Source organism: Pseudomonadota bacterium (genome assembly GCA_026388315.1).
Lineage (GTDB): Bacteria > Desulfobacterota > Syntrophorhabdia > Syntrophorhabdales > Syntrophorhabdaceae > MWEV01.
On record JAPLKA010000128.1, the window covers coordinates 1 to 18,881 of the forward strand.

Sequence of the window (18,881 nt, forward strand, 5' to 3'; positions counted from 1 at the left end):
CCATTGACCGCTACAAAGAGGCCCTTCTCTTGAACAACCCTTTTGACCTGGTGATTCTGGACCTTACGGTACGCCATGGTATGGGCGGGCAGTTGGCCATGGAAGAGCTGCTGAAGGAAGATCCATCCGTCAGGGTCATCATTGCCTCGGGCTACGTAGATAAACCGGTGATAGAACACTACAAAGACTACGGCTTCCGGGGGGCACTGAAGAAACCTTTTAGTTTTGATGAATTTGAGGAAATGGTAAAGAAGGTTATAGGTACAGAAGCATAATATATTCCCATTACCGGGGAGAGCGTTTCAAGTGGTAATCTTCGATAACTGATCTATTTTAAATCGTTCAGTAGCAGGTGTTGTCAATTTTCCCTATACACAAAGTCAATTTGCAATTCATAACCGTATGTTTCTGCATGCTAGCCCCCCCATATACAGCATTGCAGAAGGCAATTATCTTACATATTAGTTTTCACCAACTGCATCTCGACTGTTATGAACTTTACAACCTGATTCGGAAGAAAAGAAAGACAACTGAAAAAGGTATGCAGGATAAATAAGGCAGTTGTTGCTTAACGGCAATCCCCCTTATTTTTTGCCCATTCGTATGACTTGCAATTTCCCATGCTGCATGCTTTCTGAAGGTCATTGCATCCACTGGTGGTATTTCCCATACGCAAATATGCTAACCCCCGGTTGTTGTATACATCGGCATCATCCGGTTTGAGCCGGATGGCCTCGCTCAAATATTCAATTATCTTTATTCTATCAGGGAATTTTCGGTTCTGCCAGCCTGCTAAGGTTTTATAAAACCAATCTATGGCGGTAAGGCCTTGTGATGTGTCCTTGAACTGGCTTTCCAGCTGTTTTGAGGTTTTATTCTCAGCCATGAACCGTTTATTTTCCTCTTCAAGCTTAGCATTCTTATCGAGTAATTCTTTTTCCTTTTTGCGTGCCTGATTGAGCTGCTCAAGAAGTGTCCTGTCTGCAAGGAACTTCTTCACCCGGTCTTCAAGGACAGAGGTATCTACATTTATTCTGACAACTACCTCAACGCCGAATGCATCATCTGTATGGTAGTTTTTCTGCGAAACTACCTCTGCTGCCAGTACCGCTGCGGTAAGAGCAAGGATTTCGTCCTTATCTATACGTGAATCTTTCACTATGGTGAAACTTTCCACGTAGACCCCTGCCATTTCCAAGGCTTCCTTTCTTGCTCGTGCTACTGCAGCAATACGTGCATTATCAGGGGATTGGCTTCCCCCAAAAGGTTGTTTGACTGTATGGGTGACGGTCTTCATCTCTCCCCGGACAGGGAAAGGGATAAGGCTAAGCATTATTGCAATAAGAATTGTGCAGCAAAGTGAGCTGTATGCTTTGACATGTGGAATATGCTTTAAAACCATATCTCTCATAAGTCACCCCTGTGGTCATTTCCTTTGGTTATTTTTACCTTTCCTTACCCTGATCTGTCTTTTTGAAGGTTCTCAGTGTGGTTTTGTTGGGTATCTTTACTTCAAATGGTAAGCCCTTATATAAACATACCTGACTGAAAAATAGATTGATTGCCTGTGTGGTATTGAGCCCAAGTTTCTCAAAAATATCCTCAACCTCTGCCTTTAGTTCAGGATTTGTTCTTGCCCTTATCATTGCTGTCTTTGCCATAATAATACCTCTCTGCTTTTTCTGATATTGTATCACAAATGGGGTTAATAAGGAAAAGTTTTCCCATCTTCATCCCACGGGGTAAACCAAGCTTTATAGGCAGTGTTGACCCCCGATAGAGGCATTCGAGGGTGTGGTTTTGAGTTGAAAAAACCCGATAATATCGGCTTAAATTGTTTAAGTTATGATTGGCCATATTTGAAGCGAAATATGGTATTATAAAGACCGCTCATGCAGATCATTACGGCAAAAGGATTAAGCAAGAATTATGACTCACTCAGGGCAGTGGATACTATCGACTTTGAAATTCTTGAGGGCGAATGCTTCGGGTTTCTTGGGCCGAACGGCGCCGGAAAAACAACGGTCATGCGTATGCTTTATTGCTTTGTTGCCCCCACAGGCGGAGAAATAAAAGTTTTCGGAATGGATGTGACAAAGCAACCGTCCGTGATAAAATCCAGAATTGGCGTTATGCCACAGGACGACAACCTGGACCTTGAGCTTACTGTACTGGAAAACCTCATCACCTACGCACGGTATTTTGACATTCCCAAGACACAATCTGTGAAGATAGCCGCAGGGCTTATCGAATATGCCGGTTTAACGGAAAAATCAAATGTGAACATAAAAAATCTCTCAGGGGGTATGAAAAGAGCCCTCCTTCTTGCAAGGGCATTGATCAATAATCCCGAACTCCTCATCCTTGATGAGCCCACAACAGGGCTTGATCCCCACAGCAGGCACAATGTTTGGGAGAAGCTCCATGGCCTTAAATCGAATAACACAACGCTTATTCTCACCACCCACTATATGGAAGAGGCGGAAAAGCTTTGTGACAGGGTAGCGATTATGGATTCGGGAAGAATTATAACAATAGACTCACCGGTACATCTCATGAATGCCCACGGCGGCAACCTCGAGGATGTCTATCTGAAGCTTACAGGGAGGTGGCTGGGGGAGTGATAGTGGATAGTGGATAGTGAATGGTGAATAGTGAACTGATTGTTGGATGCTGGATGCTGGATAAATTAATAGCAGAGAGCGTAGCGCTAAGGGCAATCAGCTTAGATCTCAGAGATAAAAGGATGTTATGAACATTAAAAGGGCGTTTCGCGTCTGGCAGAGGCATTTTGCGGTATATACAAAGCTCTATAAATCGAGCATTGTTCTCAACTTCGTTGAGCCCATACTTTATCTCCTTGCCCTGGGGGTTGGCCTCGGGGCCTTTATAAAAGACATTAACGGGGTGCCCTATGTAAACTTTATCGCCCCTGGTATCATCGCCTCATCTTCCATGTTTGCCGCAACCTACGAATGTACATATGGCACATACATAAGGATGACCTTTCAGAAAACCTTCGATGCCATCCTTGCAACACCAGTCAATATCGACGACCTCATAGCAGGAGAATTAATCTGGGCGGCCACAAAAAGTGTGTTTTACGGTACGATTATTATCGCAACCCTTTCTGTGTTTCGTCTCGTGGATTCCCCTCTTGTCCTGCTTGTTATCCCTGTTCTGTTCCTCAGCGGACTGGTTTTTGCGGAATTATCCATGATATGCACTGCCATAGTGCCAGGAATCGATTCCTTCAACTACTTTTACACCCTCGTCATGACCCCCATGTTCCTTTTTTCCGGCATATTTTTTCCTGTTGATACCTTCCCGCCGGTCATTTCCCGCATCGCATCATTCACGCCGCTCTTTCACCTGACGAATATCTGCCGTGCATTCGCATGGGGTAATGTTTCGAACGTTAAATGGGATATTGTCTGGCTGATTGGAATGGTGATAATACTTGTTCCATTGTCTTTCAGGTTGATGCGCAGACGCATCATTAAGTGAGGCTAAGGACTATCACTTTTACTGCCTACTGCCTACTGCCTACTGCCTACTATTCACTATTCACTGCCCACTTATAGCTTCAGAGGCTTCCATACAAAGGGAAATGGAGCATCATTTTCTCTTCAATTTCGTCTAATATAACAGTTGCCAGGTCAAGCGGTGTTTGTGCATCTTCCCAACCTGCCGGATTGTAATCTTCATCAGAATTTATCATAAAAAAATTTACCAATCGCACCGGCCTCCATGTTATCATTGCTTCAACTGTTTCAAGCACCGGACTTTCTGCCTCTATTCTTCCACCTTCAACGCCCCATTTTGCTAATTGAACAGCATACATGCTCACCGGATCCGGTTTTTCGCCTGTCTGAATCAACATTTCCTTTGCCTTTCCGTTGACGGGAAGCGAATTTAACCAAACGACATCATACGATTTATTTTCCTTCATAATACCTGTCCTTTTTTAAGAATTTTTCTCAAACGCTTCGGAGAGGACTCCATACCTTACGCCGTTTGCGCTTACAGTCAGTTCCTGTGCACCAAAATATTCCATAATCTCTTTTAAAAGGAGAATACCCTGAAGTATAATATCTTCCCTGCCTTTCTCCATTCCCTTAATGCGGGACCGATCATGTGAGGTTAAACCTTTGAGCTTTTCTATAATGCCTTCAATTTCCTTCAATGCTATTGTATGACCATGTATCTTTTCCTTTTCAAAAACCTCCATGCCAAAAATAATGCCCGCCGCATTTGTTACAGTGCCGCCTGTTCCAATAAGAGCGCTGCACCCATCCCCGTAGAAAGGTATATTCAGCAGATTCTTCACATGATCAACCAGGGAAGAAATCTCCATTGTTGATGGAGGGTCATTTTTTATAAACATCTCCGTCAGTTTTACAGAACCAACCGGCAACGAGACGAAATCTACAAACCCTTCTTCATCTCCTTTAATAATCTCCGTGCTTCCCCCGCCAATGTCCGTTATAATGACACTTCCTCCCTTAACGAACGTATCGCCCTTCACTGAAAGATAGGTATAAAATGCCTCTTCCTTTTCACTTATTATTGTAATCGGAATCCCCAGCTTTTCCTCAACCTCATCCAGAAAAATCTTACTGTTTCCCGCCTCCCTCAGTGAGGCGGTCCCGACACAGAAAATCTTTTCCACGTTATGTTCCTTCATAATGCCATTATATCGTTGCAGGACTGCGAATGTCCGCTCCATTGCCGCCGCAGAGAGGACGCCGCTCTTTTTCAACCCTTCTCCAAGCCTTGTAATGGTTGAAATATCAAGGACATCCACGGGTTGGCCGGCTTTCTCAACAATAGCCAGCAATACCGTATTGGTGCCTATGTCAATGCACGCATATTTCATTTGACAACCTTACGGGAAAATACATATCATAGCCTTTATGTTTTTCAATGGAACAATCTTATTCATGGATCTAAGCGGATTGATTGCCTTCGGCTCCGGTATTCTATCATTTTTCAGCCCCTGTGTCCTCCCGCTTATCCCTTCGTATCTCATTTTTATCAGTGGCATATCTGTTGATAATTATAATGAAGTTCTGTCTTCAAAATACAGAAAAAACGTCCTGATCCATTCCATTGCCTTTGTCCTCGGTTTTTCTTTTGTTTTTATGACATTAGGGTTTTCGTCGTCATTTATCGGAAACATTCTGTCCTCATATCAGACCTACATCGTGAAGGCAGGTGGACTGATTCTCATCGTTATGGGGCTATTTTACCTGAATCTTATTAAGATACCCATCTTAAACCGGGAAAAGGTTATTCAACTTAAGGAAAAGCCTATCGGAATATTTGGTTCCTTTATCGTAGGGATAACTTTCTCATTAGGGTGGACACCATGCATAGGTCCTGCCCTCTCCTCCATCCTCATTATTGCCTCTACGGCAGAAAATGTCTTTAAAGGCGTTTATCTTCTGGGCTTATACTCCCTCGGTATGGCAATACCTTTCCTCATCTCTTCGTTGCTTTGCAACAGACTGCTCGACTTTTTGAAACGTTACGGACACCTTGTAAGATATTCGATGAAGATATTAGGGATACTCCTTATTATCGTTGGCTTATTACTGATCACTTCATACTTTGGAAGGCTGAGCCTGGTACTTGGACAGGCGCTAACGTTCTGACGCAAAAAAAATGAAGTAACTGAGTAACTGAGTAATTGAGTAACTGAGTAATTAAAATCACTTAATCACTTATTTACTTAATTACTCGAATTTCAATGCATGCTATCTACTATCTACTATTCACTATTCACTGCTCTAAAAGTTCAGTTCCTTCAACTCCTGTTTAAACCTTGTTTTAAACTTATTCAACACCTTATTCTCGATCTGTCTTACGCGTTCCCGTGAAATCTTGAACTTCTCTCCTATTTCCTGTAAGGTCATGGACTCATCAGTCATTATCCTGTTGTCGAATATAAATAATTCTTTTTCGTTTAAGCCCTTTTTGAACTCCGTCACCCTCTGTGCAAGCAGATCGCTCATTTCCTTATCAGCAACAATTTCTTCGACGTTCTCCCCAGTCTTGATCATATCCATTACAGTATCGTCACCCTCTTCGTGGATGGGAGTTTCCAGTGAGATGTCAGTATATGCAAGCCTCTTCTGCATACTCTCCACTTCTTCTTCCTTTACGTCGAGTGTGCTGGCGAGAAGTTGCGGGGCAGGAAAGATTCCGAGCGCTTCAAGCTTCTGCTTTTCCTTGTTGAGTCTGTAAAACAGCTTTCTCTGTCCCTGTGTTGTTCCAATCTTTACAAGACTCCAGGAATCCATGATGTATTTTAAAATGTAGGCCCTGATCCAGAAAGAAGCATATGTTGAAAACTTGGTTCCCCTGTAAGGATTATACTTTTTTACTGCGTGCAGAAGACCGACATTCCCTTCCTGAATGAGGTCAAGGATATTCAGGTATGTGTTGTAGTATTCGAGTGCTATCTTGACAACAAGCCTGAGGTTTGAAATCACCATCTTCTGTGCAGCTTCGATATTCTTGTTTTCATGTATCTTTGTGGCCACCTCCAGCTCCTCTTCCCTCGAAAGTACGGGATATTTAGACACCTCTGAAAGGTATTTTTTCAGCGGATCAAAGGGGATGGACAAGCTCTTGTCTTCAATTTCCTGCATGATGTCGTTATCATCTTCAGACAATAATTTCTCGGTCAATTAATGTTCTCCTCTAACCTGAATAAGTTCGGCAACAATACTGACCGCAATCTCCTGCGGTGTTTCGGCATGGATGGAAAGACCGATAGGGGCATGAACCCGCTCTATTGTTTTCTCATCAAAGTCGCACTCTCTCATATAGTCAAAGACTATCTTTACCTTTCTCCTGCTGCCAATCATTCCAACGTAGCGAACCTGTCTTCTGAGCGTCTCTTTCAGGACATCTGCATCGTATGCATGTCCTCTCGTAACGATTGCAACAAATTCAGCGCCGGTGAACTTCACACGATCAAATATATGACGAAAATCGTCCACAATAATCTCGTCTGCCTCAGGAAACCTTTCCCTGTTGGCAAATTCCGCTCTATCGTCAACAACTACAACGTAAAAATCAACTAATTTAGCTATTTTTGCGATATATTGTGATACATGACCTGCACCAAAAATATACAGCAACGATGATACCTGTAATGGCTCAATCACAACTCCATCAGATACAACAGGTTTCGTATCAGTGAAATGATTTCTTAAAGAGAGCATTTCTTCATCCGACACGGCATCGCCGGTAAGTTCCAGATTGTAGTCAATGAAAGATTTTGAAAAGATATTTTGCCCGAATTTTGTTACAACAAGTCCTTTCTTACCCTTTTTTTTGAAGTCACTGATATTTTTATACACTTCTCTGTAGCTTTCGCTGATGGGCTCTAAAAGGATGTCCACGTCTCCCCCGCAGAGCATCCCCTCTGCAGCTACTTCTTTGCCATCCATTCTCACGTGGAGTATCTTTGTTTCCCCTTTACCCATAATCTGCAATGCCTCTGTACGGGCATCCGATTCGAGACGCCCACCGCCCACCGTACCATAGGTTTTGCCATCCTCGCTGATAAACATCTTGGCGCCCACATCTCTGGGTGCAGACCCTGCCCGGTAGATAACGGTGGCCAGTATGCCTGACTTCCTCTCGCTCAAATATTGTTCAATAATTTCGTATAAATCCATATCAACTCCATAACTCTACGCTCTATGCTCCGCGCTATTTATTAATTTATTAAGTGCATCACCGCCTCAAGCACCCCGCCACCAATAGCCCTCGCCTTTTCCGTGATAGTATAGCAATATTCTTTTACCCTTCTTGGGTCTATATCGCCTATCTTTTCGTTTGCTTTAACATGTATTTCCCGGATAAGCCCTCTCAGGATACCATCTATAGGTGCAGGAACAGGGGTTTTGTCCACATAGAGAACGATGTCTCCCTTTATTACTTCATCCCCGAATCCCTTTACGTGTTTTACAAGGCCATCGTGTGGTGACCGTAAAACGCGTTCGCTTGTAATGCCCATCACCGGTCCGGGAATACCTGTATGGGGTTCTGCAGAGCCATTGTAAATAACCCTGCCCAGATGGTGCCCCCTGTTACTCTCAACGACTGCATGGACATCCTGAGGTGCTGCAAAACCAGGTCCCACGCCGATTACAACAGGGGCTTCGCCCTTCTTTGTCCCCACGTTTCTCTTTGCCATTATAGCATCAATCACTATATCCGGTTTTAATGATTCCACGACATTCCATTCAGGATCGACAATTACGGCGATCCTCCCATCCTTCCAGACATCGGGCACTTCGCTGACACCTTTCACCAGGACTGACCCCACGCCTTCCACTTCCCATTTGCCGGTATAGACTGATTCTGAGAATGCAACCGTCCTTCTCACGGTAAGAGGTCTTTCTATCTCTGTCATAACGATGTTTTTCAGATTGGCCATGTATAACCTGTGGGCAATCCCCGTTGCCATCTCACCTGCACCCTTGATAACAATGCTCAATTTTGAGTTTAAATGCTTTGACCCCTGGCCCCTGATCACTGATCCCTGAGCTGTTTTGTCCATCATGGTCCTTTCCCGAAAAAACATGTCGGATAATGGCAAACTTCACAGTTCAAGCAGAGTCCGCCGTATGAGAGTTTCACCATGTCGTGTTTATGCATCTTTTCACCTGCCATAATCCTCGTAAGTATTATATCAAAGACAGTATTCCTATTGTAATACACGCATGCCGGTGCACCAAGGATATATTTCCCTTTCAGGCGGGCCACGAGGAACATGGCTCCCGGAAAAACAGGCGTGCCGTAGAACAGCACTTCAGCCCCTGTTGCCTCTATCCCTTCCCTTGTTACATCATCAGGGTCAACAGAGAGTCCTCCTGTTGTTATCACAATCTCGGCGCCTGTATTGAAAAGTCCGTAAATAGCATCCCGAATCGCATTAATATCATCAGGGACTAATGTTTTTCCTATAACATCGAGCCCATAGCCTTTAATCTTTTCCTCCACCACATATGACCCGTCTTTTATCCTCCCGCTAAAAACCTCACTTCCGGTGATTACAAGACCTATTTTAAAAGATTTGAAGGGTTTTATTGAAATAATCCCTTTTTCCCCAACCCTTTCTACTTTTTTCAATTCATTCCCTTTTATGTAAAGAGGGATGATCCTTGTTGCTGCAACGATGTCCCCGACTTTCACAGGGTGTCTGTTCGGAACGGTGCTTAGGAGGACATTGGGTATCCTGTTGATTTCGTAAAGGTTTTTATCGTTAACGTAAAAGAGTCCATTCACTTTACTCTTTATACTTACCTTTCCTTCTTTTGGAGGCACAGGCTCCATATGCTCATCCATGATCGATTGGGCAATCCTCATGCCTGCCTCATCCTCATGAATGCCCTTTATGCCTTTATCAAAGGCAAAAATATGTTCTTTCCCGAGGTCGAGAAGCCTTTCAATGTCTCCCTTTTCAATAACTTTTCCCCTCTTAAAGGCCACATCCTTCTTTTTCCCGGGTATCACCTCAGTAATATCGTGGGCCAGGGTCATACCGACAGCATTTTCAACTTTAATCTTTTTCAATCACGTATCCCCTTTCTCTGAGAGTATGTATCTCTCCTTCTGTATCAATGTCGAATATATTCCCCTCATCGCCCTCTATAAATAACACACTTCCTGAATGATTATCTATGATTTCTCTTAAGCCCTTATCACCTTCAAGGTTCTGTATCTCCTTTATATACGGCTTAATATTCATAAGCACAGGGTGTCCTTTCTTGCCTCGATAGACCGGAACGATAATATCAAATAGATTTTTTTCTCTGCTTACATAGAGCTCAATCATCTGCTCCACCATCTCTTTTTTTATAAAGGGTTTATCCCCAAGCTGAAAAAAAACAGCATCTGCGTCTTGGATGAAAGGTGTGACGGCCTTAATTGATGAAGACATGCCTTCCTGGAAGTGGGGGTTTGGAATAAAGGTAAAAGGCTGAAGGCTGAAGGCTGAAGGCTGAAGGGGAAAGATGAAAGGTGTTTCAAGCGCCTTTTTAACAGGCCCGTTTTCAGGGTTTGTGACAACATGAATCTTTTCGATGCCTTTTTGGAAGAAAGGCTCTGCGGCCATTTCGATGACGGATTGGCCATTTATCTTTAGCGTTAATTTATTAAAACCGAGCCTGCTTGAAGTGCCGGCAGCCAGTATCACTGCATATATTTTTTCCATAAATCAGTCTGTGTTTATCATAGCCTTGCACTTTTAACAATATGAGATCAACTCTTGCTTACCGCCCTGTTGAGGTCTTCCACCAGTGCATTCACATCAATCCCGTGGATTTCAGCCCCCTGCTCAATATTTTCGAAAAGAGCGGCCTGGCATCCAACACAGCCCAATCCATACCTTTCAAAGATAGCGACAGTTTCAGGGTATGTTTTTACAACATCATCAATCGACATATGCTTGTAAATCATCGAGTTACTCCTTAAAAGTTCTCATCAAAATATATCTGCTGAAAAAATATAAATATCCGTGTCCGGAGATTTCCATGCATCTTTGGGCAGGCCTGCCTTCCAGCACGTATAATCGAGAAAGGTTTCTCTATCCCAGTGGTTTTCTGTAGCAACCTGCGGAAGCAAAAGCCCCGAATTATGCCCCTTTTCAATGTACAAACCGTGGATGCCCACCTCTATTTCATTGATGCCCTGTATCTTTTTCATGGGGGTCAGCACAGATATTTCTATATCGATATCCTTCCATTCTTTTTTCTCGAGAGGGGCAAACCGCGGGTCATAAAAAGCCGCCTGGATGGCCATTTCTTTTACTGTTTCGTGAAGTGGCTGAACACCCCTGATATAACCGATACACCCCTTTAATTCGCCCTTTTTTTTGAGGGTAACAAAGGCGCCTCTTTTCTCTTTTAAAATCTTAGGTACTTGGGCATGGTCTCTCTGTTTTCCGAAAAGAACGTCCTCTATGGTGTCCCTTGCCAATTCCTTTAGTTGTTTTTTATCTTTTTCGGAAAGGTTCAAAGTTCATTTTTCCTCATGTTTATTATAAAAGATAGCAGATACATAACCCACTACCGTACTCTTGTCGCCTGAGATATCGCCGGAGTTTGCATATTTTAGAACCTTGCCCTGTTTTGCCCCTAATTTCCGGGAAAGTATCATGGTGGTAATCATGGGACCGGCGCCGCAGGCTTCGCATTTATCTTTCCCCAGATCAGCTACGAGACCTTTCATATCGAAATCATCAAGGCGTTTTGTCACAATACTGTCAAGCTCAACTGCATGGGCATACGAATAATAATGAGAAAGGTCGGTGCTTCCAACGATCAAAATCTGTTTTCCGCTGTCTTTTACCGCCTCATAAATGCCCGCAGAGAGGGCCTCACATGTGGAAAAATCCTGGACGCCCATAATCAGAGGCACAAGTTTAAAACTCTTTAGTATCATTTGTAAAAAGGGAAGCTGAACCTCAAGGGAATGTTCCTCCTTGTGGACATCGATATTGCTCTGTACTACTGTGCTCTTTTTCAAAATCATACCGGCCGTTTCTTCGTCGACTTCAACGATTCCCAGAGGGGTTTTGTACCCGCCCTCCTCTATGACGGCGGCCCCTTCGAAGTATTTCCTGTGGCTTGGAGCGATAACAATGACCGTATCATATGCGTGGCCAGCTATAGCCTTATAGCCGTAGGCAGCAACAGGACCGGAATACATATATCCAGCATGGGGAGATATGATGCCAACGATATTACCGGCTATCGGATCAAAGACAGCCTCGCTGAGGTATCTTTCAATATCTCTTTTGAGCGTTTTGGGATTACCCGGGTAAAACATGCCACTTACCGCAGGCTCCCTGATAAAACTCATGAAAATCTCCTTAAAAATGCTCACGTTTTGTCAAAATCTATATCTTGCCGCCCGCTTGCGCTCGACAAATGCGGACAAGAGCAGACGAATACCGATAAACAATCTTTTTGATAGCTGGCGACATTGCCGCCTATCAAATATTCAGCCCTTACGGGCGAATATATTAAATTTTCACTCTGCCCGAAGGGCATGGAGTATATCGGGTGCCAGGTCGGCAGCCGATATAAAATACCGTCCGGCTTTTGTCCGATCTTGTCTGCGGCAAAAAAGTTTTTCATGTTTTTTTTGACATTACCAATGCTCAATCATTTGCAATCAGTTCTGCAATTCTTTCAAGGTCTTCTTTGGAATAGAATTCGATGATGATTTTGCCTTTCTTCTGTTTGAAGGTGATGTTTACTTTTGTGCCCAGAGTCTCTCTTAATATCTCTTCAACATGGATAAAAGGTGAATGTCTGCCGGCTGATTTCTTTTTAACTGCACGCTCTAACTCCCTCACGGAGATATTTTCTTTCAAAATCCTCTCAACAAATTTCCCCTGTTCGTTTTCGTTTTTGAGGGTAATGAGCACCCTGGCATGCCCCTGGGTCAATTTACCTTCCCTTATGAGATTCTTTATCCACTCGGGAAGTTTTAAAAGCCTTATAAAATTAGAAATAGTGGTCCTGTCAATGCCGATCTTCTTTGCAAGTTCCTCCTGGGTATACCCGAAATCATCAATAAACCTCTCATATACCGAGGCTATCTCAACGGGGTTTAAATCCTCCCTCTGAAGGTTCTCAATGAGGGCAATCTCAATAGCCTCTTTTTCATCAACATCCTTGATGATTGCGGGAACTTCTTTGAGCCCTGCCATAATCGACGCACGGAATCTCCGCTCTCCGGCAATAATCTCATACCCTTTCCCCTCCCTCCTTAAGAGAAGAGGCTGAAGGACCCCCTTCTCCCTGATGGACGCAGCAAGTTCCACAAGTGCATCCTCTTTTATTGCAAACCTCGGCTGGGTCGGGTTAGGGGCAATGTCCGCCACAGGGATGAGTTTACTCGTTCCCTTTTCCACAGCATCATTCAGTATTGCAGACAGACCTTTACCTAACGGGTCTTTTTTTAACATCAAACCCCCTTATCGAGTATCTCTGATGCGAGTTCGAGATAGCTTTCCGCCCCCTTGGAACATATATCATAAAGCAGGGCAGGCTTTCCATAGCTCGGCGCCTCACTCAGCTTTACATTCCTCGGAATCACTGTTTTAAAAACACTGTCGTTAAAGTAGCCCTTCGCTTCGTCCATGACCCTGAATGAAAGGTTATTCCGTTTGTCAAACATGGTAAGGAGCACACCGAGCGTGTCGAGTTTCGGGTTTAACCTTTTTTTGATAATCGTGATTGATCTCAGCAGCAATGCAAGCCCCTCGAGGGCAAAATATTCACACTGCAGCGGTATCATAACAAAGTCAGATGCCACAAGCGAATTGATCGTCAAGAGCCCAAGGGAAGGAGGACAATCAATCAAAATGTATGAATATGTATCCTGCAGCCTCTCAAAGGCCTTTTTCAATACAAACTCCCTCTCTTCCATATCAAGAAGCTCAACCTCTGCTCCGATAAGATCAGGGTGGGAAGGGACTATATCTAAAAAAGGGATGTCAGTCCTTCTGATGACTTCCTTGATATCCTTTCTGCCGATAAGTACATGGTACAGGTGTGCATATAGACCGCTGTACGATATGCCGAAACTGGTTGTTGTATTGCATTGAGGGTCCATATCGACGATGAGCGTCTTTTTTTCCGATACTGCGATGGAAGCAGACAGGTTTACCGCTGTCGTGGTTTTCCCGACACCCCCTTTTTGATTGGCAATAGATACGATCATGACGTTCATTACCTTATCACAAAATAGATAACATTGAAAAGACGAAAAACTACAATGTGTTAGATGTTGACTTTAGACGAATAATATTGGTAAAAAGTGTTCATGATACCAACGCTCTACAGTGAAAAATTCCTTACAGACTACATGACGGTGGATTGCGAAAACTCCGACAGGATTTCATCCATCTTTTCTGAAATTAAAAATATTGCAGAATTTATAGAGCCGGAATCCTGTGAAGTATCCGATCTTTTACTGTGCCACAGCGAAACAATCATTAAACTCGTTATGAAGGATAAAGTCGTCTACGAGACGGCAAGACTTGCTGCAGGCGGGGCGATCAGGGCCGCTGAAATTGCGCTGGAAAGGCCTTCCTTTGCGCTCATCAGGCCGCCGGGCCACCATGCCGGATATAATTTCAACGGTGGCTTCTGTTTTTTTAACAACATGACGATAGCCCTCATGAATCTTTTTTCCAGGGGGTTCATAAGTGATGCGCTGATTGTTGACATAGACCTCCACTACGGAAACGGGACATATGACATTGTGAAGGAAGATAAACGCATTACCTTTCGGAATATCGATGCCTCCACGCGGGAAGATTTTTTCAGTCAATTTGCAGAAGCGCTGCAGGATGCCTCATCGTTTGATATTGTGGGGTGCTCCGCAGGGTTTGACACATATATCAGGGATTGGGGATCGCTCCTTTTTACCAGGGATTACAAAGAGATCGCCGGCATGCTCATATCCGGCAATCCTCATACCTTTGCTATCCTTGAGGGTGGTTATTATATTCCCGACCTGGGGATAAACGCCCGCTCGTTTCTCGAAGGCATGCAGGAACATTGTTCATAACTGCTGTTTTATCTTTTATTGCCGGTATGTATCTCCAGACCATATATGCCGTTACTTTAGTCCCTCTTGTTGTTTCCCTTTTTGCAATTGCATCGGTAATACCCTTTGTCCTTTCAAAAAAACGAAGATTTGCCATGGTTCTGATCCTTATCTGTTTTGTCCTTGCAGGCATGATAAGGATAGGGATAGTGCTTTCCAGCAAACAGCCCGACATCACAAACGAAGAACCCTCAATCTTTGTGGGCACTGTCGTGGAATCATCCCGGCAAATCAAGACTATCGGGCTATTATCACCGCTGCCATTGAAGGGCGTAAAGGCGGTTTTCAGGACAGATGACAATCTTGGTATAAGCGACTCAGTGCGTATTTATGGACAGATAAAAGAGCTCTCGCCAACATTTAAAAACCCGTACATAACATCATGGAAATGGTTGAAACGTCTCGAAGGAACACATTATGAGATAAAAGGCACGGCACTTTCCGTGAAACCAGGCAGAAACATTATCCAGCAAGCGAGAAATGCAATACTGAAAAAAATAGAGAAATCGGGCGCAAAGCAACAGGGAATCATAAAGGCGCTTACCATCGGCGATACCGCATCACTCGATGATGATACAAAGACACTCTTTCTAAAGACAGGCACCACCCATATCCTTGCGATATCGGGGCTGCAGATAGCTATCATAACCGGTTTTTTCTTTATCCTTGTGAGATGGCTGCTGGGGAGATTCTATGTCCTGAGGCTTTCCGGAAAGGATAAAAAATATGCATCACTCCCAGCAATCCCCTTTGCGTTTATCTATATGCTCATTGCCGGCGGCGGTGTGTCCATCATCAGATCCACTATCATGATAACGGTCTTCATGCTATCCGTCTTTTTTGAGAGGGAAAGGGAAATTAAAAATACCATAGCGTTCAGTGCGCTTATAATCCTTCTTCTATATCCTCATTCCCTGTTTATGCCGTCCTTCCAGCTTTCATTTTTAAGCCTTTTCTTCATTATAATCATTATGGAAAAGATCTATCCACTTCTCAAATCAAGCTGGAAAGGGGTTAGATGGTTTCTGTCATCAATATTGACAACTTCTGCGGCTACGGTCGGTACACTCCCGATCGTCATATACCATTTCTATGGAGTAAACCCCGTATGCATGTTCCATAACCTTATTTCCATACCGGTTATGTGCATGGTTGCTACTCCTATGAGTATTGTCGGCATAATAATACCCCATGGAGAATATCTGCTGCGGCTTGCCGGAGAGATGATAAATATCAATGTAGCTGTTCTTGATCATATCAATGTGGGATATATCTTTCCAATCGTCCGGCCCGACCTTTTTGAAGCCCTTCTTTTTTATGCGCTCATCCTCTGCATCATATATATAAACAGGAAATTGGTAAGGAGTTTCCTGTACTTTGCAGTAATTCCGCTCGTCATTGTCAGTGTTGTTTTTGCCTGCGAAAAAAGATTTAATAACAGGCTCTGTTTTGATTTGATTGATGTCGGCCTGGGCGAAGCGATTCTTATTGAAGCGCCGAAGGGTATCAGAATTCTCATTGACGGGGGAAGTGACTACCGGGGGAATTTCGATATTGGCAAAACAATAATAACACCCATCCTTTTGTCAAAAAAGATTCTGACACTTGATTATGTCATTAATACCCATCCGCACGGAGACCATATCGGAGGACTCCCCTCCATTCTGAACACCTTTCATGTTAATACATTTGCCACAAGCGGATACTCGGTGAACGATGCACAGTTCTCCAAGGTCTTAAAAATAATTAGGGAGAAAGGGATAGCATTACAACTGTGGAAACAGGGCGATGTGTTTACCCTGAGAGACAATATGAACATACAGGTCATGCACCCTCCGTCCGGTTACCCTGCTGAAAATCCCAATACATCGTCCCTCGTATTAAAATTTATTTACAAAGATACCGCCTTTTTGACGACAGGCGACATCGAATCCGGTATAGAAGCAATGTTAATAATGTCGCATATGTCTCTCAAGGCCAACATTCTGAAAATACCCCACCACGGGAGTAAAAACTCAAGTAGTGCGGCATTCCTGCGGGCTGTCAAGCCTGACCTTGCCGTTATGAGTGTAGGCGCCGGGATTAAGGGGCTGCCGGGCAAAGAGGCGTTGGACCGCTACAAAGAACTTTCCATCCCTGTCCTCTCTACACAGGACAATGGTTTCATACAGGTATGCTCGGATGGAGGCAGGATTACTTATAAGACGTTTAAATAGTGGCAATCCCAAGGCAGTGAATAGTGAAAAGTGAATAGTGAATAGTTAAGCGGGGATGCTGGATGAGAAGTCATAGTTCCACATGTTTCACCTTGTGTTGCTGAGCCCTGGCTCGGCAATAATCTGATGTGTGTACGTGATAATTAACGGGGAGCTGAGCGGTGGCACGACCCTGCTCACACCAAAGGTGTGACTGCAGAGGGAGTGACAACGTTCCAGCGTTTTGTTACCCGCCTTTATTTTCAGGTTCTTCAGGCAATTGAGCACTATGCCATACGGCAATGATCCATACAGTCTCATCTTTGACTTTATAGAAAAACCGATATGGTCTCACAATTACCTCGCGAAAAGGGAGGTCTGAGAACAAGCGAGAGAGATTCTTCTCAGCCTTTTTGCGAAAATCTACTGCCGCCGAAGGGTTATCCCGGTAAATATAAGCAATTGCTTCAAGAAACTGGCGGCGGCCCGTAGGGGTGAAAAGAACTTTCAAGGTTTTGAACTCTCAAGAAAGCGGTCGGCCTCTTTCAGAACATCTTCAAGTTCATAGCCGGTACCCGTCTCGATCTCTTTTTCACCACGAGCGAGTAACCGCAATATGTCAAGCTCGTGTTGAGACTCCTCATAAACATGCATGCTGACCATAACTGCAGCCGCTCGCCCACGCTGAGTTATGAAGACAGGTTCCCTGGACGACGAAACGCCTCTAACCACATCGCTGGCGTTTTGCCTGAGATCTGAAATCGGTATGATTCTTGGTGCATTTGGCATTGGTTGTACCTCCTATGACATTTCTAATAGTACCACTAAATGATTATATCGTCAAGAGTTCGGTCTCAATTATTTCACGGGTAATCGGGGCAGTTAAGCCGTGCCCCGAAGGGGCATCGGTCTTCAACTCCTTGTTCTCCCGAAGCTGTAAGGAACAATCAATCCGCCCTCAAATCTAACAATCACTTAACCTTCAAGACTGGCAATATGACAAACCTTAGATATTCGAGATTACCATATTGAGCTTAGCAGGATTGTCTCGCTGTTTCTTGATCGTCTCCAGGCAATTTTTACAGGATCGGTTTAATCCAGTACTATAGAACCTCCCATTATTGCTCAGTTCAGTACAGAGGGCTGCATGACCAATAACAATACATCCTGCCAGTCATGTACCATATTTTTTATGCTATATGGAAGACGCGATATATGTCAAGGCATTTCTATTTCATGAAGGTGTGGAAATATGGAAAAACCTCCGGCTTTATCACATTTCCACACCTTCTACGGCGTATCCATGTAAAGAGTCTATTATCAAGAGTATCAAGAGGAAAAGCATAAGTCGTCAATAAAGATCATATGAGGGTGCAAGACTGTTATATATGAGGGTGTGAAGAGTAACACCTACAGAAGCGGAGCGACGGGAAGGAGTTGACGGCTTAACTGCCCCGATTCTCGCGGCGCGAAGCGCCGGGAGAACGACTGGCATCACCGGCGCGCGTCAGCGCGTCCGTGTGCATGCCATGGTTAGATGCTCTTTCCCCTACGTATTGCACGAAATGCTTCGCGGTTCTCAGTGTTTTGTTCCGCTTGTTCACGCCATTTATTCATCAGTTCCCGCCAAGAGGGAGTGGAGCATAGGTCCTTAAAACAATCTGGAGGTAGATGGCCTTTAAGATCATTGAGATCATATGAAACAATTTGATGACCCAGATCATCACAGCCTGGAGAGCAGTGGTCAACGGCAGCATAAATTGGATGTACCCCATGTCCACCAGCAAGAGCAGTTCCTGATAAGGCATCGAACAGCAGTTTAACACCTGAAAAGATGCAACGACCTTGTTGCCGTGCAATGAGCTCCAACCAGTATGATTTGCCATGCCCATACTTTCGCGCCGCAGATTTAGCCCATCGATGATGATCGGCTGTTATTTGAAAAGTAGTCTCTGTCATTACGAAATCCTTGGGCCACTAACACAAGCATGAGCGGGAGGCGAAGCACCCTTTTTCGCCGATCCGCTCCATGCAGTG

General features: G+C 44.1%; 23 protein-coding genes. 6 read left to right on the forward strand and 17 right to left on the reverse strand.

The genetic code is table 11. The annotated features are described in order from the left end of the window. A partial coding sequence (locus tag NTX75_18290; protein MCX5818165.1) for a response regulator occupies nt 1-275 on the forward strand: 275 nt, incomplete at its 5' end. A gap of 293 nt (nt 276-568) precedes the next feature. Here the strand turns inward: NTX75_18290 and NTX75_18295 are convergent. Beyond that, nucleotides 569-1,411 carry a tetratricopeptide repeat protein gene (locus NTX75_18295; protein MCX5818166.1) on the reverse strand — a complete coding sequence of 281 codons (843 nt, stop codon included), beginning with the start codon at nt 1,409-1,411 and terminating at the stop codon, nt 569-571. Between the two features lie 34 nt (nt 1,412-1,445). Next, the gene (locus tag NTX75_18300; GenBank protein MCX5818167.1) at nt 1,446-1,661 is read right to left on the reverse strand and encodes a type II toxin-antitoxin system RelB/DinJ family antitoxin; all 216 of its coding nucleotides are present in this window, start codon (nt 1,659-1,661) and stop codon (nt 1,446-1,448) included. A 231-nt stretch (nt 1,662-1,892) separates the two neighbouring features. On the opposite strand from NTX75_18300, the gene NTX75_18305 reads away from it, so the two are divergent. Then, on the forward strand, nt 1,893-2,624 hold the full coding sequence (locus NTX75_18305; GenBank protein MCX5818168.1) for an ABC transporter ATP-binding protein: 732 nt from the start codon (nt 1,893-1,895) through the stop codon (nt 2,622-2,624). Between the two features lie 127 nt (nt 2,625-2,751). After that, complete coding sequence (locus NTX75_18310; protein MCX5818169.1) at nt 2,752-3,507, forward strand: ABC transporter permease; 756 nt, start codon at nt 2,752-2,754, stop codon at nt 3,505-3,507. Between the two features lie 79 nt (nt 3,508-3,586). Here NTX75_18310 and NTX75_18315 read toward each other — a convergent pair whose 3' ends face one another. Both NTX75_18315 and NTX75_18320 read right to left on the reverse strand, forming a co-directional pair. Next, nucleotides 3,587-3,952, reverse strand: a complete 366-nt coding sequence (locus NTX75_18315; protein ID MCX5818170.1) for a hypothetical protein — start codon at nt 3,950-3,952, stop codon at nt 3,587-3,589. Between the two features lie 15 nt (nt 3,953-3,967). Continuing rightward, the gene (locus tag NTX75_18320) at nt 3,968-4,879 is read right to left on the reverse strand and encodes a Ppx/GppA phosphatase family protein (GenBank protein MCX5818171.1); all 912 of its coding nucleotides are present in this window, start codon (nt 4,877-4,879) and stop codon (nt 3,968-3,970) included. 64 nt (nt 4,880-4,943) lie between these two features. On the opposite strand from NTX75_18320, the gene NTX75_18325 reads away from it, so the two are divergent. Next, a complete protein-coding gene (locus tag NTX75_18325; GenBank protein ID MCX5818172.1) occupies nt 4,944-5,657 on the forward strand; it encodes a cytochrome c biogenesis protein CcdA in 714 nt (237 codons plus the stop codon). A 135-nt stretch (nt 5,658-5,792) separates the two neighbouring features. On the opposite strand, the gene NTX75_18330 is transcribed toward NTX75_18325, so the two are convergent. The 10 genes from NTX75_18330 to NTX75_18375 form a co-directional block, all read right to left on the reverse strand. Continuing rightward, nucleotides 5,793-6,695 carry an RNA polymerase factor sigma-32 gene (locus NTX75_18330; protein ID MCX5818173.1) on the reverse strand — a complete coding sequence of 301 codons (903 nt, stop codon included), beginning with the start codon at nt 6,693-6,695 and terminating at the stop codon, nt 5,793-5,795. Next, the gene (locus NTX75_18335; protein MCX5818174.1) at nt 6,696-7,694 is read right to left on the reverse strand and encodes an XdhC family protein; all 999 of its coding nucleotides are present in this window, start codon (nt 7,692-7,694) and stop codon (nt 6,696-6,698) included. Between the two features lie 41 nt (nt 7,695-7,735). Continuing rightward, entirely contained in the window at nt 7,736-8,584 is an 849-nt protein-coding gene (yqeB, locus tag NTX75_18340) for a selenium-dependent molybdenum cofactor biosynthesis protein YqeB (GenBank protein ID MCX5818175.1), read from the reverse strand. Then, on the reverse strand, nt 8,581-9,597 hold the full coding sequence (locus NTX75_18345; protein ID MCX5818176.1) for a molybdopterin-binding protein: 1,017 nt from the start codon (nt 9,595-9,597) through the stop codon (nt 8,581-8,583). Before NTX75_18345 ends, yqeB begins: the two co-directional genes overlap by 4 nt. Then, entirely contained in the window at nt 9,584-10,237 is a 654-nt protein-coding gene (locus NTX75_18350; GenBank protein MCX5818177.1) for a nucleotidyltransferase family protein, read from the reverse strand. The genes NTX75_18345 and NTX75_18350 overlap by 14 nt, the downstream gene beginning before the upstream one ends. A 47-nt stretch (nt 10,238-10,284) precedes the next feature. Continuing rightward, complete coding sequence (locus NTX75_18355; protein ID MCX5818178.1) at nt 10,285-10,482, reverse strand: DUF1858 domain-containing protein; 198 nt, start codon at nt 10,480-10,482, stop codon at nt 10,285-10,287. A gap of 24 nt (nt 10,483-10,506) precedes the next feature. Continuing rightward, nucleotides 10,507-11,040: an AmmeMemoRadiSam system protein A gene (gene amrA, locus NTX75_18360; GenBank protein MCX5818179.1), complete on the reverse strand. Its 534-nt coding sequence runs from the start codon at nt 11,038-11,040 to the stop codon at nt 10,507-10,509. A 3-nt stretch (nt 11,041-11,043) separates the two neighbouring features. Further along, the gene (gene amrB / locus NTX75_18365) at nt 11,044-11,886 is read right to left on the reverse strand and encodes an AmmeMemoRadiSam system protein B (protein ID MCX5818180.1); all 843 of its coding nucleotides are present in this window, start codon (nt 11,884-11,886) and stop codon (nt 11,044-11,046) included. Nucleotides 11,887-12,187: 301 nt separating this feature from the next. After that, nucleotides 12,188-13,000, reverse strand: a complete 813-nt coding sequence (locus tag NTX75_18370) for a ParB/RepB/Spo0J family partition protein (GenBank protein MCX5818181.1) — start codon at nt 12,998-13,000, stop codon at nt 12,188-12,190. Beyond that, on the reverse strand, nt 13,000-13,767 hold the full coding sequence (locus tag NTX75_18375) for an AAA family ATPase (GenBank protein MCX5818182.1): 768 nt from the start codon (nt 13,765-13,767) through the stop codon (nt 13,000-13,002). The genes NTX75_18370 and NTX75_18375 overlap by 1 nt, the downstream gene beginning before the upstream one ends. Nucleotides 13,768-13,860: 93 nt before the next feature. Here NTX75_18375 and NTX75_18380 point away from each other — a divergent pair, with 93 nt between their 5' ends. Together NTX75_18380 and NTX75_18385 are read left to right on the forward strand one after the other, a co-directional pair. Beyond that, the gene (locus NTX75_18380; protein MCX5818183.1) at nt 13,861-14,610 is read left to right on the forward strand and encodes a histone deacetylase family protein; all 750 of its coding nucleotides are present in this window, start codon (nt 13,861-13,863) and stop codon (nt 14,608-14,610) included. Next, nucleotides 14,601-16,865: a DNA internalization-related competence protein ComEC/Rec2 gene (locus NTX75_18385; GenBank protein ID MCX5818184.1), complete on the forward strand. Its 2,265-nt coding sequence runs from the start codon at nt 14,601-14,603 to the stop codon at nt 16,863-16,865. The genes NTX75_18380 and NTX75_18385 overlap by 10 nt, the downstream gene beginning before the upstream one ends. Before the next feature lie 226 nt (nt 16,866-17,091). Here the strand turns inward: NTX75_18385 and NTX75_18390 are convergent, their stop codons facing one another. The 3 genes from NTX75_18390 to NTX75_18400 form a co-directional block, all read right to left on the reverse strand. Then, nucleotides 17,092-17,355: a type II toxin-antitoxin system RelE/ParE family toxin gene (locus NTX75_18390; GenBank protein ID MCX5818185.1), complete on the reverse strand. Its 264-nt coding sequence runs from the start codon at nt 17,353-17,355 to the stop codon at nt 17,092-17,094. Further along, nucleotides 17,352-17,633 (reverse strand): type II toxin-antitoxin system Phd/YefM family antitoxin, encoded by a 282-nt coding sequence (locus NTX75_18395; GenBank protein MCX5818186.1) that lies wholly within the window; start codon nt 17,631-17,633, stop codon nt 17,352-17,354. Before NTX75_18395 ends, NTX75_18390 begins: the two co-directional genes overlap by 4 nt. 744 nt (nt 17,634-18,377) lie before the next feature. Further along, on the reverse strand, nt 18,378-18,803 hold the full coding sequence (locus NTX75_18400) for a hypothetical protein (GenBank protein ID MCX5818187.1): 426 nt from the start codon (nt 18,801-18,803) through the stop codon (nt 18,378-18,380). Nucleotides 18,804-18,881 lie beyond the last annotated feature (78 nt).

What these genes read in the sequence shown, in the direction of transcription:
- NTX75_18295 (MCX5818166.1), bottom strand. Translation starts at nt 1,411, where the DNA reads ATGAGAGATATGGTTTTAAAGCATATTCCACATGTCAAAGCATACAGC.
- NTX75_18300 (MCX5818167.1), bottom strand. Translation starts at nt 1,661, where the DNA reads ATGGCAAAGACAGCAATGATAAGGGCAAGAACAAATCCTGAACTAAAG.
- NTX75_18305 (MCX5818168.1), top strand. Translation starts at nt 1,893, where the DNA reads ATGCAGATCATTACGGCAAAAGGATTAAGCAAGAATTATGACTCACTC.
- NTX75_18310 (MCX5818169.1), top strand. Translation starts at nt 2,752, where the DNA reads ATGAACATTAAAAGGGCGTTTCGCGTCTGGCAGAGGCATTTTGCGGTA.
- NTX75_18315 (MCX5818170.1), bottom strand. Translation starts at nt 3,952, where the DNA reads ATGAAGGAAAATAAATCGTATGATGTCGTTTGGTTAAATTCGCTTCCC.
- NTX75_18320 (MCX5818171.1), bottom strand. Translation starts at nt 4,879, where the DNA reads ATGAAATATGCGTGCATTGACATAGGCACCAATACGGTATTGCTGGCT.
- NTX75_18325 (MCX5818172.1), top strand. Translation starts at nt 4,944, where the DNA reads ATGGATCTAAGCGGATTGATTGCCTTCGGCTCCGGTATTCTATCATTT.
- NTX75_18335 (MCX5818174.1), bottom strand. Translation starts at nt 7,694, where the DNA reads ATGGATTTATACGAAATTATTGAACAATATTTGAGCGAGAGGAAGTCA.
- yqeB (MCX5818175.1), bottom strand. Translation starts at nt 8,584, where the DNA reads ATGATGGACAAAACAGCTCAGGGATCAGTGATCAGGGGCCAGGGGTCA.
- NTX75_18350 (MCX5818177.1), bottom strand. Translation starts at nt 10,237, where the DNA reads ATGGAAAAAATATATGCAGTGATACTGGCTGCCGGCACTTCAAGCAGG.
- NTX75_18355 (MCX5818178.1), bottom strand. Translation starts at nt 10,482, where the DNA reads ATGATTTACAAGCATATGTCGATTGATGATGTTGTAAAAACATACCCT.
- amrB (MCX5818180.1), bottom strand. Translation starts at nt 11,886, where the DNA reads ATGAGTTTTATCAGGGAGCCTGCGGTAAGTGGCATGTTTTACCCGGGT.
- NTX75_18370 (MCX5818181.1), bottom strand. Translation starts at nt 13,000, where the DNA reads ATGTTAAAAAAAGACCCGTTAGGTAAAGGTCTGTCTGCAATACTGAAT.
- NTX75_18375 (MCX5818182.1), bottom strand. Translation starts at nt 13,767, where the DNA reads ATGAACGTCATGATCGTATCTATTGCCAATCAAAAAGGGGGTGTCGGG.
- NTX75_18380 (MCX5818183.1), top strand. Translation starts at nt 13,861, where the DNA reads ATGATACCAACGCTCTACAGTGAAAAATTCCTTACAGACTACATGACG.
- NTX75_18395 (MCX5818186.1), bottom strand. Translation starts at nt 17,633, where the DNA reads ATGCCAAATGCACCAAGAATCATACCGATTTCAGATCTCAGGCAAAAC.
- NTX75_18400 (MCX5818187.1), bottom strand. Translation starts at nt 18,803, where the DNA reads ATGACAGAGACTACTTTTCAAATAACAGCCGATCATCATCGATGGGCT.